14 protein-coding genes are annotated in these 15087 nt (G+C 63.8%); 8 read left to right on the forward strand and 6 right to left on the reverse strand.

What is annotated here, in order from left to right; genetic code table 11:
- Position 1 precedes the first annotated feature (1 nt).
- Positions 2 to 409, reverse strand: a complete 408-nt coding sequence (gene flgB, locus AC25MA_RS16945) for a flagellar basal body rod protein FlgB (protein ID WP_028691041.1) — start codon at positions 407 to 409, stop codon at positions 2 to 4.
- Between the two features lie 335 nt (positions 410 to 744).
- Here flgB and AC25MA_RS16950 point away from each other — a divergent pair, with 335 nt between their 5' ends.
- The gene (locus AC25MA_RS16950) at positions 745 to 3345 is read left to right on the forward strand and encodes an autotransporter family protein (RefSeq protein WP_310649579.1); all 2601 of its coding nucleotides are present in this window, start codon (positions 745 to 747) and stop codon (positions 3343 to 3345) included.
- A 75-nt stretch (positions 3346 to 3420) separates the two neighbouring features.
- Here AC25MA_RS16950 and cheR read toward each other — a convergent pair whose 3' ends face one another.
- Complete coding sequence (gene cheR / locus AC25MA_RS16955; RefSeq protein ID WP_028691042.1) at positions 3421 to 4248, reverse strand: protein-glutamate O-methyltransferase CheR; 828 nt, start codon at positions 4246 to 4248, stop codon at positions 3421 to 3423.
- Between the two features lie 51 nt (positions 4249 to 4299).
- Positions 4300 to 5229 carry a chemotaxis protein CheV gene (locus tag AC25MA_RS16960; protein ID WP_028691043.1) on the reverse strand — a complete coding sequence of 310 codons (930 nt, stop codon included), beginning with the start codon at positions 5227 to 5229 and terminating at the stop codon, positions 4300 to 4302.
- Positions 5230 to 5292: 63 nt separating this feature from the next.
- Here AC25MA_RS16960 and flgA point away from each other — a divergent pair, with 63 nt between their 5' ends.
- The 4 genes from flgA (at position 5293) to AC25MA_RS16980 (ending at position 7880) form a co-directional block, all read left to right on the forward strand.
- Positions 5293 to 6042 (forward strand): flagellar basal body P-ring formation chaperone FlgA, encoded by a 750-nt coding sequence (flgA, locus tag AC25MA_RS16965; RefSeq protein WP_028691044.1) that lies wholly within the window; start codon positions 5293 to 5295, stop codon positions 6040 to 6042.
- 174 nt (positions 6043 to 6216) lie between these two features.
- Complete coding sequence (gene flgM / locus AC25MA_RS16970; RefSeq protein WP_028691045.1) at positions 6217 to 6531, forward strand: flagellar biosynthesis anti-sigma factor FlgM; 315 nt, start codon at positions 6217 to 6219, stop codon at positions 6529 to 6531.
- A gap of 47 nt (positions 6532 to 6578) precedes the next feature.
- The gene (locus tag AC25MA_RS16975; RefSeq protein WP_062360674.1) at positions 6579 to 7046 is read left to right on the forward strand and encodes a flagella synthesis protein FlgN; all 468 of its coding nucleotides are present in this window, start codon (positions 6579 to 6581) and stop codon (positions 7044 to 7046) included.
- Positions 7047 to 7136: 90 nt separating this feature from the next.
- The gene (locus AC25MA_RS16980) at positions 7137 to 7880 is read left to right on the forward strand and encodes a flagellar brake protein (protein ID WP_028691047.1); all 744 of its coding nucleotides are present in this window, start codon (positions 7137 to 7139) and stop codon (positions 7878 to 7880) included.
- A gap of 48 nt (positions 7881 to 7928) precedes the next feature.
- Here the strand turns inward: AC25MA_RS16980 and AC25MA_RS16985 are convergent, their stop codons facing one another.
- The 3 genes from AC25MA_RS16985 to bkdR form a co-directional block, all read right to left on the reverse strand.
- The gene (locus tag AC25MA_RS16985) at positions 7929 to 9260 is read right to left on the reverse strand and encodes an MFS transporter (RefSeq protein WP_088852863.1); all 1332 of its coding nucleotides are present in this window, start codon (positions 9258 to 9260) and stop codon (positions 7929 to 7931) included.
- Between the two features lie 130 nt (positions 9261 to 9390).
- Positions 9391 to 10632 carry a glutamine synthetase family protein gene (locus AC25MA_RS16990; protein ID WP_486972238.1) on the reverse strand — a complete coding sequence of 414 codons (1242 nt, stop codon included), beginning with the start codon at positions 10630 to 10632 and terminating at the stop codon, positions 9391 to 9393.
- 204 nt (positions 10633 to 10836) lie between these two features.
- On the reverse strand, positions 10837 to 11325 hold the full coding sequence (bkdR, locus tag AC25MA_RS16995) for a Bkd operon transcriptional regulator BkdR (RefSeq protein ID WP_028691050.1): 489 nt from the start codon (positions 11323 to 11325) through the stop codon (positions 10837 to 10839).
- A gap of 198 nt (positions 11326 to 11523) precedes the next feature.
- Here bkdR and AC25MA_RS17000 point away from each other — a divergent pair, with 198 nt between their 5' ends.
- Genes AC25MA_RS17000 through AC25MA_RS17010 form a run of 3 tightly spaced genes read left to right on the forward strand, consistent with a single transcriptional unit; the run spans position 11524 to position 15085 of the window.
- Complete coding sequence (locus AC25MA_RS17000) at positions 11524 to 12756, forward strand: 3-methyl-2-oxobutanoate dehydrogenase (2-methylpropanoyl-transferring) subunit alpha (RefSeq protein WP_028691051.1); 1233 nt, start codon at positions 11524 to 11526, stop codon at positions 12754 to 12756.
- Position 12757: 1 nt separating this feature from the next.
- Positions 12758 to 13816 (forward strand): alpha-ketoacid dehydrogenase subunit beta, encoded by a 1059-nt coding sequence (locus AC25MA_RS17005; RefSeq protein WP_028691052.1) that lies wholly within the window; start codon positions 12758 to 12760, stop codon positions 13814 to 13816.
- Positions 13817 to 15085, forward strand: coding sequence for a dihydrolipoamide acetyltransferase family protein (locus AC25MA_RS17010; RefSeq protein ID WP_028691053.1), 1269 nt, complete (start codon positions 13817 to 13819; stop codon positions 15083 to 15085).
- The last annotated feature ends 2 nt before the right edge of the window (positions 15086 to 15087 follow it).

Genomic DNA, 15087 nt, shown 5'->3' on the forward strand with positions numbered 1-15087 from the left:
GTCACTCTCCACGCAGGGCCGATACCAGCCCTTTGAATTTACTGTTGAGCAGGGTGAAGCTGGCCTGGAAGCCAACGGCGTTTTCGGTGTAGTTCGATTGCTCGATCTGCGCGTCCACGGTGTTCTGGTCGATCGACGGCTGCATCGGGGTGCGGTACTGCAACGTGTCGTCCATCATCGCCAGGCCTTCGGCCTCGATGTGACGGCTGTTGGTGCGGTCCAGGGCGATACGTCCGTTCTGCTGTTTGTCGGCCTCGGCGGCGAGCACCGAAGAGAAGTCCATGTCACGCGCCTTGTAGTTGGGCGTGTCGGCGTTGGCGATGTTGTTGGCCAGCACCTCGGCACGCTGGGCACGGAAGCCCAATGCCTTTTCGTGGATGCCAAGCGCCTTGTCGAAGCTGATGCTCATATCGGGGAAACCTTCAAAGGTTGACCAGAGTTTCGTTGGCTTAGGCTTTAGCAAGGGCTGTGCCAACCTGCGCAACCCCAAGTAAAGCGGGGGCTAGCCAGATATCAGGACACTGGCGATGCCAGAAAAGCGGCAATGTGCTTCCGCATCGAACTCGGCAAGCGGCAATTGCCAGGCGGCAAAAGCGGCAAAACAAAAAATTGACGTCAATTCGACATGTCATTTAGCCACCAATCGCGATAGCATCCGCGTCCTCGCGCACCAGCCTACGCGATCACGGTTGTTGCCCGCATGGATGCGCGCCGCTTTCATTACGATTTCAAAGGAACGAAACCGTGCCACCGCTTAACCTGCGCAAGACCCTCCTGGCCCTCCTGATCGGCGCCATTCCCGCCCCCGCCCTGGCTTTGCCCCAGACCATTGCACTGACCGATGCCGGCTACAGGGGTGACCACCAGTCCTTTGCCGACGACCTCGAGTTCACCGGCAGCTTCACCGGCCGCCAGCAGGACGCGATCGCTCTCGCGAACAGCCTGGTGGCGGGCAACATGACGCTTGGCAGTGTAATCAACGACAACGACACGAACGCTGTCGACCTGATCCATCGCAGCGACGGTATCCGTATCAGCGGCACCAACATCGGCGGCTTCCTGACCAACCGCGGCAATGTTGTCACTACCAGCCTCGACGGTGCCGCCCTGCGCCTGAGCGCCAGCACCGTCGACGACGACCTGACCAACGAAGGGTTGCTCAAGGCCGGCAGCAGCTTCTCGTACAACAATGGCGGCCCCACCTACGGCATCGACCTGTCCAGCTCCGGTAGCAACATCAGCCGCATCCATGGCGGCCTGATCAATGCCGCAGGCGCCCGCATCATCGCCACCGGCCGCAACTCACGGGCCATCAACCTGGCAGGGGCGAACCTGGAAGAGCGGGTGGTCAACCGCGGCGAGATCAGCGCGACGGGCCCGGGCGCCATCGCCATCCACGCCACCACGGATGCCGCCAACCGGCCGACCGTACTGGCCGGCATCGACAATCAGGGCCAGATTTTCGCTGGTGACCAAGGCTCCCAAGCCATCGTGCTCGACGGCGCGACCCTGTTCGACAGCCTGGGACGTCATATCGAAAACAGCGGCAGGATCGTGGCCGGCGACACCGCCATCCGCATTGGCAATACCGCCTTCGACGGCCCCGGCCTGCAACCCGGGTACAAGGCCAACGGTGACCTGAACATCTTCAACAGCGGCGAGATCTGGGCCAAAGTCGCCATCGACGCCACCGCCAGCAACCGCCCGGTCGAGCTGATCATGCGCCAGGGCAGCAAGATCTACGGCGACCTTGTCGGCCTGGCCAACATCGAGGTCGAAGGCGACAGCACCTATGGCGTCGCCTACGGATCCCCCGGCAGCAACAGCATCCGCCTGGCAAACGGTGGCTGGATCGATGTGGGGGACAGCAGCGAGCCACCCACTACCTTCACCCTGCACAGCCTTCACACCACCCTCGACGGCAACCTGAGGATTGCCGACAACTCGGCGCTGGGCCTGTGGCTGGCAAGCAGCACCGACCCGGACACGGCAGTGCTCAAGGTCAGCGGCATCGCCGAGTTCGCCCAGAACGCGCGGATCCTGCTGGAGCCGGAGGACACCGACTTCGAGGCCAGCGGCAGCCGCTACCTGCTGCTCGAGGCCGGCCAGGTGCAGGTCCTCGACGCCAGCGGCCTGCAGGTCAGCGCCAAGCCCCAGGTCGCCAGCACTTCGGCCATGCTCAACGTGCTGAGCAGCACGCTCGATGACAACAAGGTCTACGTCACCGTCAGCACCAAGCCGACCGAGGACCTGGCGCAGATCGTCGCCCAACAGGGTGGCGACAGCAATGCACAGCGTGCCCTGGGCAACCTGGCCGAAGCCGGCCTGCTGGCACGCCTGGGCAACCATGACCCACTGTTCCTCGCCGCCGCCAGCGCCGACGAGGCGCAACTGGCCAGGCTCGCCGAGCAACTGGCGCCGGACGTCAGCGACGGTGCCCGCCAGGCCGCCATGGCCAGCCAGCGACTGATCGGCAACGCCATCGACAACCGCTCCAGCAGCCTGCGCGCCCCTCGCGCCGACGAGGCACGCCGCGCCTCCGGCGTGTGGATGCAGTCGCTGTACAGCGACGCCAGCCAGCAGCAGCGCGATGGCATTGCCGGTTACAACGCCTACAGCCGCGGCGTGGCGGTCGGCGCCGATGGCCAGCTGGACGACCAGCTCACCCTCGGTGCGGCCTACAGCTTCATCGACACTGACGTCAACGGCAAACGCGGCAACAAGACCCAGGTGCAGAGCCACGCCTTCTCGCTGTATGGCAGCTACACCCTGGACAACTACTTCGTCGACGCCAGCCTGACCTACGGTTTCAACGACAACGAAGGCAAGCGCGAGATCGCCGGCACCCGGGCCAAGTCGGACTATGACAGCAACCTACTGGGCCTGAACCTGGTGGGCGGCTACAGCTGGCAGCTGAATCCGCGACTGCTGGTCGAACCACGCCTGGCGGCGCGCTACACCCGCGTCGACATCGACAGCTTCAACGAGAAAGGCTCGTCGGCGGCGCTCAAGGTCGAGGCACAACGCTACGAGGCCATCGAACTGGGCGTCGGCGTGCTCGTGGCCAGCCAACTGCCGCTCGGCGCCGGCACCCTGGAGCCGCAACTGAAGATGATGGCGTATCACGACTTTGCCGCCGACCCTGTGCAGAACACCGCGACCTTCGTGCTTGGCAGCACACCCTTCGTAAGCCACGGCGCCGGCGTGGCGCGCAGCAGCTACGAGGCCGGCCTGGGTGCGGACTACAAGCTGGGGGCGGTGAGCGTTGGAGTCAGCTATGACTACGTGGGCAAGTCGGGCTTCGATGCCGACGTGTTCTCGGCCAGGCTGCGCTACGCATTCTGACACGCCATCACAGGCAAGCCCGCAGCGAAAACAAAAAGGCCGGTATCGCAGGATACCGGCCTTCTTTGCCCAGCCTTACTTGGCCTGGTAGATGATCCCCGGACTGCACTGGACCATCTGGTAGTGGTCCGGCAGGCCGTTGAGCGCCTCGGACGCGCCAAGGAACAGGTAGCCACCAGGCTTGAGAGTACTGTGAATGCGCATCAGGATGTCCTTCTTGACCTGAGCCGAGAAGTAGATCAGCACGTTGCGGCAGAACACGATGTCGAATTTGCCCAGCGGCGCATAGCTGTCGAGCAGGTTGTACGAACGGAACTCGACGCGACTGCGGATCGGCGGCTTGACCGCCCAGCGCCCCGGCCCCTTGGGGTCGAAGTAGCGCTGCAGGCGCTCCTGTGAAAGGCCACGGGCAATGGCCAGGCTGTCGTACTCGCCAGTCTTGCAGTTGTTGAGCATGGCGCCGGACAGGTCGGTGGCAACAATCTGCGCGCCCATCTTCAACTGGCCGAGGTTGGTGCGCTCGAACTCGTCGATCGACATCGAGATCGAATACGGCTCCTGCCCCGACGAACAGGCCGCCGACCAGATGCGCAGCCGCTGGCCCGGATTGTTCTTGATGAACTCCGGGATCACCTTGCTCTTGAGCACTTCGAACGGGTAGGTGTCGCGAAACCACAGCGTCTCGTTGGTGGTCATGGCATCGACCACCTGCTCGCGCAAACCACTGCGTGGCTGGGTCTGGATGCGCTGCACCAATTCGCCCAGCGACTTGATGCCCTGTTGCTCCATCAGCTTGTTGAGACGGCTGGAGACCAGGTACTGCTTATTCTCGCCCAGCAGGATGCCACAGGCTTTCTCCAGGAAGACCCGGAACTGTTCGAAATCCAAATTACCCGTAGACAATGCTGCCGCCTCTTCTTAAATCGCTAGCGCCGGGGACGAGCCCCGGCCGTTTCAATGACTCGCCTTGATCCGATCGACCACGCGCTGGGCAAGATCGTCCGGCCTGAACTTGGCCAGGAAGTCATCAGCACCGACCTTCTTGACCATCGCCTGGTTGAATACCCCGGACAGCGAAGTATGCAGGCAGATGTGCAGCTTTTGCATACGCGGATCGCTGCGGATCTCCGCCGTGAGGGTATAGCCGTCCATTTCCGGCATTTCAATATCCGAGATCATCATGAGGAACTCTTCCTCCGGACGTTTGCCCTCGTCCACCAGCTTACGCAGGTAGTCCAGGGCCTGGCGACCGTCGTTGAGCGCCACCACCTCGACCCCCACAGTCTGCAGGCAACGGCTCACCTGCTTGCGCGCCACCGACGAATCATCGACCGTCAGCACCCGCAACATCACCGCCTTGTCCTGCACCTCGGCATCGATCACCCCCTCGGACACCGACTCGGACGACGGCGCCACTTCGGCCAGCACCTTCTCGACATCGATGATCTCGACCATGCGATTGTCGACCCGGGTCACGGCGGTCAGGTAGTGATCGCGCCCGGTGCCCTTGGGTGGCGGATGGATCTCTTCCCAGTTCATGTTGACGATGCGCTCGACCGAGTGCACCAGGAAGCCCTGGGTCTTGGTGTTGTACTCGGTGATGATCACGAAACTGTTGCGCGTTTCTTCCTTCAACTGCGGAAGGCCAGTGGCCATCGACAGGTCAAGGATCGGGATGGTCGCCCCCCGAATGTTGGCCACACCGCGCACCACCGGATGGGATCTGGGCAGAAGCGTCAGGTCCGGGCACTGCAGCACCTCCCGCACCTTGAACACATTGATGCCGTAGAGCTGATCGCCATTGAGGCGAAACAAAAGCAGCTCCAGGCGGTTCTGCCCCACCAGTTGCGTGCGCTGGTTGACCGAATCCATCACTCCAGCCATGCCAGACTCCTTCAACGATTGCCTAAGTACCGAATCGGCACGGGCTTTGCTTTTTTGAACGCCATGTACACGAAAACGACAAATTTCCGACGACTGACGCGCCTGCTGACCGGCTCACTGGCCGCCCTGTGCCTGCTGGCACCCGGCATTCGTACGCTGGCGGACTCTTTTACCTTGCCTGAACAGCTTATCGGTGTCACCCAGGGGTTTCTTGAGTTCACCGTAGAGGATTATCTGGCGACGACCCAAACCCCGGGCCGCTACGAAATCCAAGTCAATACCCTGGACCCGCGCCTGCGCATGCCCCAATGCAGCCAGCAATTGGATGCCTCGCTGGAAAGTTCGACGCCGCTCGGGCGGGTCACGGTACGGGTACGCTGCGACAGTGCCGCGCCCTGGACGGTGTTCGTCCCGGCACAGGTCCGCCTGCTGCGCGATGTGGTGGTCATGACGCGCCCCCTGAAGCGCGAAAGCGTGGTGACCGAAGGCGATGTGGCCATGCGCGAGCGCGATGTCGGCAGCCTCGGCCCAGGCTACCTGACCCAGCTCGACCAGGCCGTGGGCATGAAGCTGCTGCGCCCCACTGTGCTCGACCAGGTACTGACGCAACAGCACCTGGAACAGGCCGAGGTGGTTCGCAAGGGCGACCATGTGGTGATCATCGCCCGCAGCGGCAGCCTGAGCGTGCGCATGCCGGGCGAGGCACTGGACAAGGGCGGCCTGCAGACGCAGATCCGCGTGCGCAACCTGAATTCCAGGCGCGTGGTCAAGGCGCGGGTCACAGGCCCCGGCCAGGTCGAGGTGGCCATGTAACACACCGTGTCGGGATAATGACAGAACGCTGGCGATGTGGAACCGCGCGCCCTAAACTGTGTCACAAATCGGGTTGCGCACCTGTACCTGGAGGCACTGATGCATTCACACCTAAAGTTTTGCTCAGGCTGGCCGAAAACCAGGCATGCGTCCTAATTCCCAGGGGTTCTGAACATGGTCATCGACTTCAGTCGTCTCAACAACTCTCCGTCCGTCACGGGCGGCGTTCGCGGCAATGCCGCGCCAGGCAACGCCGAAAAAGCCGGCGAAGCCAGTGAAGCGCCAAAGCGCGCCAATGCCAGCGGAGAAGCGGTACACCTGAGCCCAGAGGCCCAGCAATTGCAGAAGATCAGCGACAAGCTGCGCGATCAGCCGACCGTCAACAGCGCCCGCGTGGCCGAGTTGAAGCAGGCCATCGCAGACGGCAGCTACAAGGTCGATGCCGACCGGGTCGCCAGCAAACTGCTTGATTTCGAAGCCCAGCGCTGACCTTCAGGCGCGCTGACTTCAAGGACGCAACACGCCAAGAGTTAGCCATGCACGACACTACCCTGCTGCAACTGATTGAAAACGACATAGCGCCGACGCAGGAACTGCTCGAGCTTCTGCAGAACGAAGCGATAGCCCTGCACGGTCGGGACATGCTGGCCCTGGAGCAAATCCTGGCCCGCAAGCAGTCGTTGATCATCTTGCTCGAGCAGCAGGGCAAGCGGCGCAGTCAGTTGCTCCTCGAACTCGGCCTGAGTGCCGACCGCGAGGGGGCCCAGGCGCTGGCCGCACAGTCGAGCAATGGCGAGGCCATCATGAGCCGGCTCGATGCACTGGGCGAGTTGATGGATGCCTGCCGGCAGGTCAACGAGACCAATGGCCGGATCATCCAGGTGCAACAACAGACCACGGCGAACCAGATCAGAATCCTTCAGGGTGGCGATTCCCCGTCGCTCTACGACAGCCGTGGCGGCACCTCGCCAATGGCCAAGCCCCGCGCACTCAGCCAAGTGTGATTAGTTCTATCTTATTTGTACCAAGACACGGAACATACTGGCAAAATGCCGTAACTTGCGTGTGCCGTTTTGCCTGGAGATTGATAACCCGTGTTCAATGAATCCGATGCGCCCCAGCCACCAAAGGTGCTCACCACCCCTTTGGAGATCACGGCCAACTTGCGCCAGTTGCTGGATAGCCACGACCCACTGATCATCAGCTTCCACGAGCGCAGCCAGCGGTTCCAGAGCTATGTGGTGCACGTCGACCGGGACAACGGCGTCCTGGCACTGGATGAAATGATCCCCCGCGACGGCGAAAAGTACATCGAGAACGGCGAGTCGTTCCGCGTCGAAGGCTTCCATGACGGCGTGCGCATCGCCTGGGAGTCCAGCACACCACTGACCATCACCGAGATCGACGGCCATCGCTGCTACCGCGGCCCACTGCCCGAGGAAGTGACCTATCACCAGCGTCGCAACGCCTTCCGCGCCGCGCTGAAGCTATCGCAACTGGTCGACATCACCCTCGACGGCGCCCACCTCAAGGGCAATGGCGCCCTGCGTGGCAAACTGCTGGACATCTCCGCCACCGGCTGCAAGCTGCGCTTCGACGGCAACGTCGAGGACCGCCTGCAACTGGGCCAGGTCTACGAGCGCTTCAAGGCCGGCAACCCGCTGGGCCTGACCGACACCCTGGTAGAACTGCGTCACCTGCACTTCGAGGAACGCATCAACACCACCTTCGCCGGGGTGCGCTTCCATAACCTCAACGGTCAGGCACAGCGCAAGATCGAGAGTTTCGTCTATCAACTGCAGCGCGAGGCACGGCGGTTCGACAAAGACGACTATTGAGCGTCGCCAGGACATGATAAACGCCACCCCATGGGTGGCGTTTTGCATTCAGCGAGTAGCTGATTTGCTCGTCTCGCTTTCCCGCTCCATGCCGGCCTCCTCTTCGGTATCTTCCGCCGCCACCGGCGCCTGCATCACCTCCTGCACGGTCTGCTCATCGACCCGAGGGTCAAGGGCCGCCGACAAGGGCGAGCCAGCCGCCGGCATGGCCACGTGCCCAAGCGGCGCATCCTGGACCTGGTGCAGCCCGGTGACTGCCTTGGGCCGGATACGCCAGACCAGTACCAGGGCGAAGAATACGAAGAAGGCATACAGCATCTGCGCGCCCAGCAGCTTCATCAGCACCCCGGCCGCCAGCGGCCCGATGCAGGCGCCCACGCCATAAGTGACCAGCAGCATGGCGGTCAACGAGACGCGCCTCTCGCTTTCCACATGGTCGTTGGAGAACGCCACCGCCAGCGGATACAGGCAGAACTGCAGCAGCGATATGACGAAACCGATGCCGAACAACAGCGCCAACGGCACGCCTGGCAGGATCGCCAGCGGCGCCGAGGCCAGGGCCAGGCCGATCGCCACGCCGCGTATCAGCACGGCGCGATCATAGCGGTCGGACAACCAGCCCAACGGCCACTGCACGAGCAGGCCGGCGAAAATGCAACTGCCCATGAACAGGCCGATCTGCTCGGTGGAAAGCCCCTGGCTGGACGCATACAGCGGCGCCAAGCCATAGAACGAACCGACGATCAGACCCGAGCCAAGTACCGTGGACAGCGACTGCGGCACACGCTTGATGAAAAACTTCGGCTCCATCGGCGCCGGCCGCAATGGCGCGGGGTGGATGCGTCGGGTCATGGCCACGGGCACCAGGCACAGGGCAAAGCACATCGCCACGAGCATCAGCAACTCAGGCCCAAGCTGCGGATGCACCACCAGGATCAACTGGCCAAGCACCAGCCCCAAATAGGAAGCGATCATGTAGCCGCTGAACACCGCGCCGCGATGCTTGGCATCGGCCTGCTCGTTGAGCCAGCTCTCGATGACCATGTACTGGCACATCATCCCCAGGCCGACGATCATGCGCAGCCCGACCCAGGCCGGCAGCCAGCTGGTCAGCCCGTGCCCGAGCACCGCCGCGCCGACAATGCCGGCACAGGTGGCGTAGGCGCGGATATGCCCGACCCGGCCAATCAGCCGGTGCCCGACCTTGCCGCCTACCGCCAGGCCGAAGTAGTTGGCCGCCATCAGCGCACCGATCCAAAGGCTGTCGACATGGTCGGCGGCCAGACGCAGGGCCAGGTAGGTACTGAGCAGACCCGAACCGATCAGCATCATCAGGGCGGCGAAGTACAACGACTGAAACGGCTTCCAGATATTTCGCATACGTCCCGTCAAGCTCCTTGATCTGGTGGCGCGAGGTTGCCGCCAAGCATAAAAGCAAATTCACTGCAGCGCAGGCCCCCGGCGGCTAAATCGGCCGCCGGGGGCGCATCCAGTAGCGGTCGTGTCGCGCTCAGGCTTGCGCGGCCAGCACGCGGCGCTCCCAGGGCGTGATCTCATCGAAGAAATCGCTCAGCTCCAGGGTCTTGGTGGCGATGTAGCCTTCGATGAACTCCCTGCCGAACAGTTCCCGCGCCAGGTTGCTGCGCTTGAGGCGTTCCAGCGCGGCGTGCAGCGTACAGGGCAGGCTCAGGTGCTCGGGCACCTCGAACTCGCCCTGGATCGCCGGCGTTGGCGCCATCTGGCGCTCGATGCCATGCAGGCCGGCGGCAAGGCTCGCGGCGATGGCCAGGTAGGGGTTGGCGTCGGCGCCCGGCAGGCGGTTCTCCACCCGCCGGGCCGCAGGTGAGCTGGCCGGGATGCGCAGGCCCGCGGCGCGATTGTCCTCGGACCAGCAGGCGTTGTTTGGCGACGCATAGGGGTGGCACAGCCGCTGGTAGGAATTGACGTTAGGCGCGAACAGCACGGTGAAGTCAGCCAGGCAAGCCTGCAGGCCACCGATGAAATGGTGGAAGGTGTCGGTCGCCCTGCCCTGCTCGTCGCTAAATACATTGCGCCCGCTGGCGCTGTCGACCAGGCTCTGGTGGATATGCATCGAGCTACCGGGCGTGTGCGCCAGTGGTTTGGCCATGCACACCACGGTCAGGCCGTGCTTGAGCGCGACCTCCTTGAGCAGGTGCTTGAACAGGAAGGTCTGGTCGGCCAGCAGCAACGGGTCACCGTGCAGCAGGTTGATCTCGAACTGGCTTACGCCCATCTCGTGCATGAAGGTGTCACGCGGCAGACCCAACGCCGCCATGCAGCGGTACACCTCGTTGAAGAACGGACGCAGACCGTTGTTGGAGCTGACGCTGAAGGCCGAGTGCCCCATTTCCCGACGCCCGTCCTTGCCCAGCGGCGGCTGGAACGGCAGGGTCGGGTCGCTGTTGGCGGCAAACACGAAAAACTCAAGCTCGGTCGCCACCACCGGCGCCAGCCCGCGCTCGGCATAGCGGGCAATCACCGCCTTGAGCTGGCCACGACTGGACAGCCCCGAGGGCGTGCCATCGAGTTCCACCGCGTCGCAGATCGCCAGGGCCCGAGGCTCGTCGCTCCAGGGCAGACGGTGGATCTGCGAAGGCGCCGCCACCAGCGCCAGATCGCCGTCGTCGCTGCCATAGTATTTGGCCGCCGGGTAACCGCCCATGATGCACTGCAGCAGGACCCCACGGGCCATCTGCAGGCGGCGGCCTTCGAGGAAACCCTCTGCGGTCATCACCTTGCCGCGAGGCACGCCGTTAAGGTCGGGGGTGACGCATTCGATTTCATCGATGCCCTTGAAGTGCGCTGCCTGGGCGCGCGGGCCTTCGGTCGTCATGACGCTGTCCTTCTTGTTGTGTTCGCATGCCTGGAATGGCGACGCACACAACATAGGCCGGGGGTGTTTAAAATATCAAGCACCCCAGGCACCTTGCCCGGATCATTGCTCGCGCAGGGTCATGCCATTGGCCGGCAACGGCAGCGCGGTCTTGTAGCGCACCTGCTTCAGCGCAAAGCTGGAGCGAATGTTCGCCACTCCGGGCAAGCGCGTGAGGTAATCGAGGAAGCGCTCCAGCGCCTGGATGCTCGGCAGCAGCACCCGCAGCAGGTAATCCGGATCCCCGGTCATCAGGTAGCACTCCATGACCTCAGGCCGTTCGGCAATCTCCTCCTCGAAACGGTGCAGCGACTGCTCCACCTGCTTCTCCAGGCTGACGTGGATGAACACATTCACATCCAGCCCCAGCGCCTCGGGCGATAGCAACGTGACCTGCTGGCGGATCACCCCCAACTCCTCCATGGCCTTGACCCGGTTGAAGCACGGTGTGGGCGACAGGTTGACCGAGCGCGCAAGCTCGGCGTTGGTGATGCGGGCATTTTCCTGCAGGCTGTTGAGGATGCCGATATCGGTTCGATCCAGTTTACGCATGAGAGAAATTGACCTGGTTTTTGTGTTTGTACGGAATGTTTATCTGCGCCGCCGGACAAAGGCAATGAACTTGAGAGAAAAATTCTTTTGCCGTCCCCCTATGATGTAAAAAGACGCTGACCTGCCAGTCACAAGCAGGCAGTCAGCAGCGGCCGCTTCAAAGCTCACAAAAACAACATTCGAGCGAGCGTAAAAAGCATGAACGAGTACGCCCCCCTGCGTCTGCATGTGCCCGAGCCTACAGGCCGGCCAGGCTGCCAGACCGATTTCTCCTACCTGCGCCTGAATGACGCCGGTCAAGTCCGTAAACCCCCTATCGATGTGGAGCCTGCCGACACGGCAGACCTCTCCTACAGCCTCGTGCGCGTGCTCAACGAGCATGGCGACGCCGTCGGCCCCTGGGCCGAGGGTATCGACCCGAAGGTGCTGCGCCAGGGCATGCGCGCCATGCTCAAGACCCGCATCTTCGACAGCCGCATGGTGGTCGCCCAGCGCCAGAAGAAGATGTCGTTCTACATGCAGAGCCTGGGCGAGGAAGCCATCGGCAGCGGCCAGGCCCTGGCCCTCAACCGCACCGACATGTGCTTCCCCACCTACCGCCAGCAGAGCATCCTGATGGCCCGCGAGGTGTCGCTGGTGGACATGATCTGCCAGCTGCTGTCCAACACCCGCGACCCGCTCAAGGGTCGCCAGCTGCCGATCATGTACTCGGTGCGCGAAGCCGGCTTCTTCACCATCAGCGGCAACCTGGCCACCCAGTTCGTCCAGGCAGTCGGCTGGGCCATGGCCTCGGCGATCAAGGGCGATACCAAGATCGCCTCGGCATGGATCGGCGACGGCGCCACCGCCGAATCGGACTTCCACACCGCCCTGACCTTCGCCCACGTCTACCGCGCCCCGGTGATCCTCAACGTGGTCAACAACCAATGGGCGATCTCGACCTTCCAGGCCATCGCCGGCGGCGAGTCGACCACCTTCGCCGGTCGTGGCGTAGGTTGCGGCATCGCCTCGCTGCGGGTCGACGGCAACGACTTCATCGCCGTCTACGCCGCCTCGCGCTGGGCCGCCGAACGCGCGCGCCGCGGCATGGGCCCAACGCTGATCGAATGGGTCACCTACCGCGCCGGCCCGCACTCGACCTCGGACGACCCGTCCAAGTATCGCCCGGCCGACGACTGGAGCCATTTCCCGCTGGGCGACCCGATCGCCCGCCTCAAGCAGCACCTGATCAAGCTCGGCCAGTGGTCCGAGCAAGAGCACCAGGCGGTCACCGCGGAGCTTGAGGCCGAGGTGATCAAGGCGCAGAAGGATGCCGAGCAGTTCGGCACCCTGAGCAATGGCCATATCCCCAGCGCCGCCTCGATGTTCGAGGACGTGTACAAGGAAATGCCCGACCACCTGCGCCGTCAGCGCCAGGAACTGGGGGTCTGAGATGAACGATCACAACAACAGCATCCATCTGGAAAACGCCATGTCCACCACCACCATGACCATGATCCAGGCCCTGCGCTCGGCCATGGATGTCATGCTCGAGCGCGATGACAACGTGGTGGTCTACGGCCAGGACGTTGGCTACTTCGGCGGCGTGTTCCGCTGCACCGAAGGACTGCAGACCAAGTACGGCAAGTCCCGCGTGTTCGACGCGCCGATCTCCGAGAGCGGCATCGTCGGCACCGCCGTGGGCATGGGCGCCTATGGTCTGCGTCCGGTGGTCGAAATCCAGTTCGCAGACTACTTCTACCCCGCCTCCGACCAGATCGTCTCGGAGATGGCCCGCCTGCGCTATCGTTCGGCCGGCGAGTTCATCTCGCCGCTGACCCTGCGCATGCCCTGCGGCGGTGGCATCTACGGCGGCCAGACCCACAGCCAGAGCCCCGAGGCGATGTTCACCCAAGTCTGCGGCCTGCGCACCGTGATGCCATCCAATCCCTACGACGCCAAGGGCCTGCTGATCGCCTCGATCGAATGCGACGACCCGGTGATCTTCCTCGAGCCCAAGCGCCTCTACAACGGCCCGTTCGACGGCCACCACGACCGCCCGGTAACCCCGTGGTCCAAGCACCCGCACAGCGCGGTGCCGGATGGCTACTACACGGTGCCGTTGGACAAGGCGGTGATCACCCGCCCGGGCAACGACGTCACCGTGCTGACCTACGGCACCACCGTGTATGTCTCGCAGGTGGCCGCCGAGGAGAGCGGCGTCGACGCTGAGGTCATTGATCTGCGCAGCCTGTGGCCGCTGGACCTGGAAACCATCGTCGCGTCGGTGAAGAAGACCGGTCGCTGCGTGGTCGTGCACGAGGCCACCCGTACCTGCGGCTTCGGCGCCGAACTGGTGTCGCTGGTCCAGGAGCATTGCTTCCATCACCTCGAGGCGCCGATCGAGCGCGTCACCGGCTGGGACACCCCCTACCCCCACGCACAGGAATGGGCCTACTTCCCCGGCCCTTCGCGGGTAGGCGCGGCACTGAAACGGGTCATGGAGGTCTGAATGGGCACGCACGTCATCAAGATGCCGGACATTGGCGAAGGCATCGCGCAGGTCGAGTTGGTGGAATGGTTCGTCAAGGTCGGCGACATGATCGCCGAGGACCAGGTGGTGGCCGATGTCATGACCGACAAGGCCACCGTGGAAATCCCCTCGCCGGTCAGCGGCAAGGTATTGGCCCTGGGTGGCCAGCCGGGTGAAGTGATGGCGGTCGGCAGCGAGCTGATCCGCATCGAGGTCGAAGGCAGCGGCAACCATGTCGACGCGCCCCAGGCCAAGCCGGCGGAACCGGAACCCGCGCAGGTCAAGGCCGCAGCCCAACCCGAGCCACGCATCGAAGCACAACCCCAGGTTGCCGCGACCCACGCCGCCGCGCCTATCGTGCCGCGCGAAGCCCACGACAAGCCACTGGCCTCCCCGGCCGTGCGCAAACGCGCCCTGGACGCCGGGATCGAGCTGCGCTACGTGCATGGCAGCGGCCCGGCCGGGCGCATCTTGCATGAAGACCTCGACGCCTTCATCAGCAAGCCGCAGAGCAGCGCCGGCCAGGCGCCGAGCGGCTACGGCAAGCGCACTGACAGCGAGCAGGTGCCGGTTATCGGCCTGCGCCGCAAGATCGCCCAACGCATGCAGGACGCCAAGCGCCGCGTCGCCCACTTCAGCTACGTCGAGGAAATCGACGTCACCAACCTGGAAGCCTTGCGCCAGCAGCTCAACGCCAAGTACGGCGACAGCCGCGGCAAGCTGACCCTGCTGCCGTTCCTCGTGCGCGCCATGGTTGTCGCCCTGCGCGACTTCCCGCAGATCAACGCCACCTATGACGACGAGGCCCAGGTCATCACCCGCCACGGCGCGGTGCATGTCGGCATCGCCACCCAGGGCGACAACGGCCTGATGGTGCCGGTACTGCGCCACGCCGAGGCCGGCAACCTGTGGAGCAACGCCGGCGAGATTGCCCGCGTGGCCCACGCCGCGCGCAACAACAAGGCCAGCCGCGAGGAGCTGTCCGGCTCGACCATCACCCTGACCAGCCTCGGCGCCTTGGGCGGCATCGTCAGCACCCCGGTGGTCAACACCCCGGAAGTGGCGATCGTCGGCGTCAACCGCATGGTCGAACGGCCGGTGGTGATCGATGGCCAGATCGTTGTGCGCAAGATGATGAACCTGTCCAGCTCGTTCGACCACCGCGTGGTCGACGGCATGGATGCCGCCCTGTTCATCCAGGCCGTGCGCGGCCTGCTGGAACAGCCCGCCTGCCTGTTTGTGGAGTGATC

It is taken from the genome of Pseudomonas sp. P65(2024) (assembly GCF_057480955.1).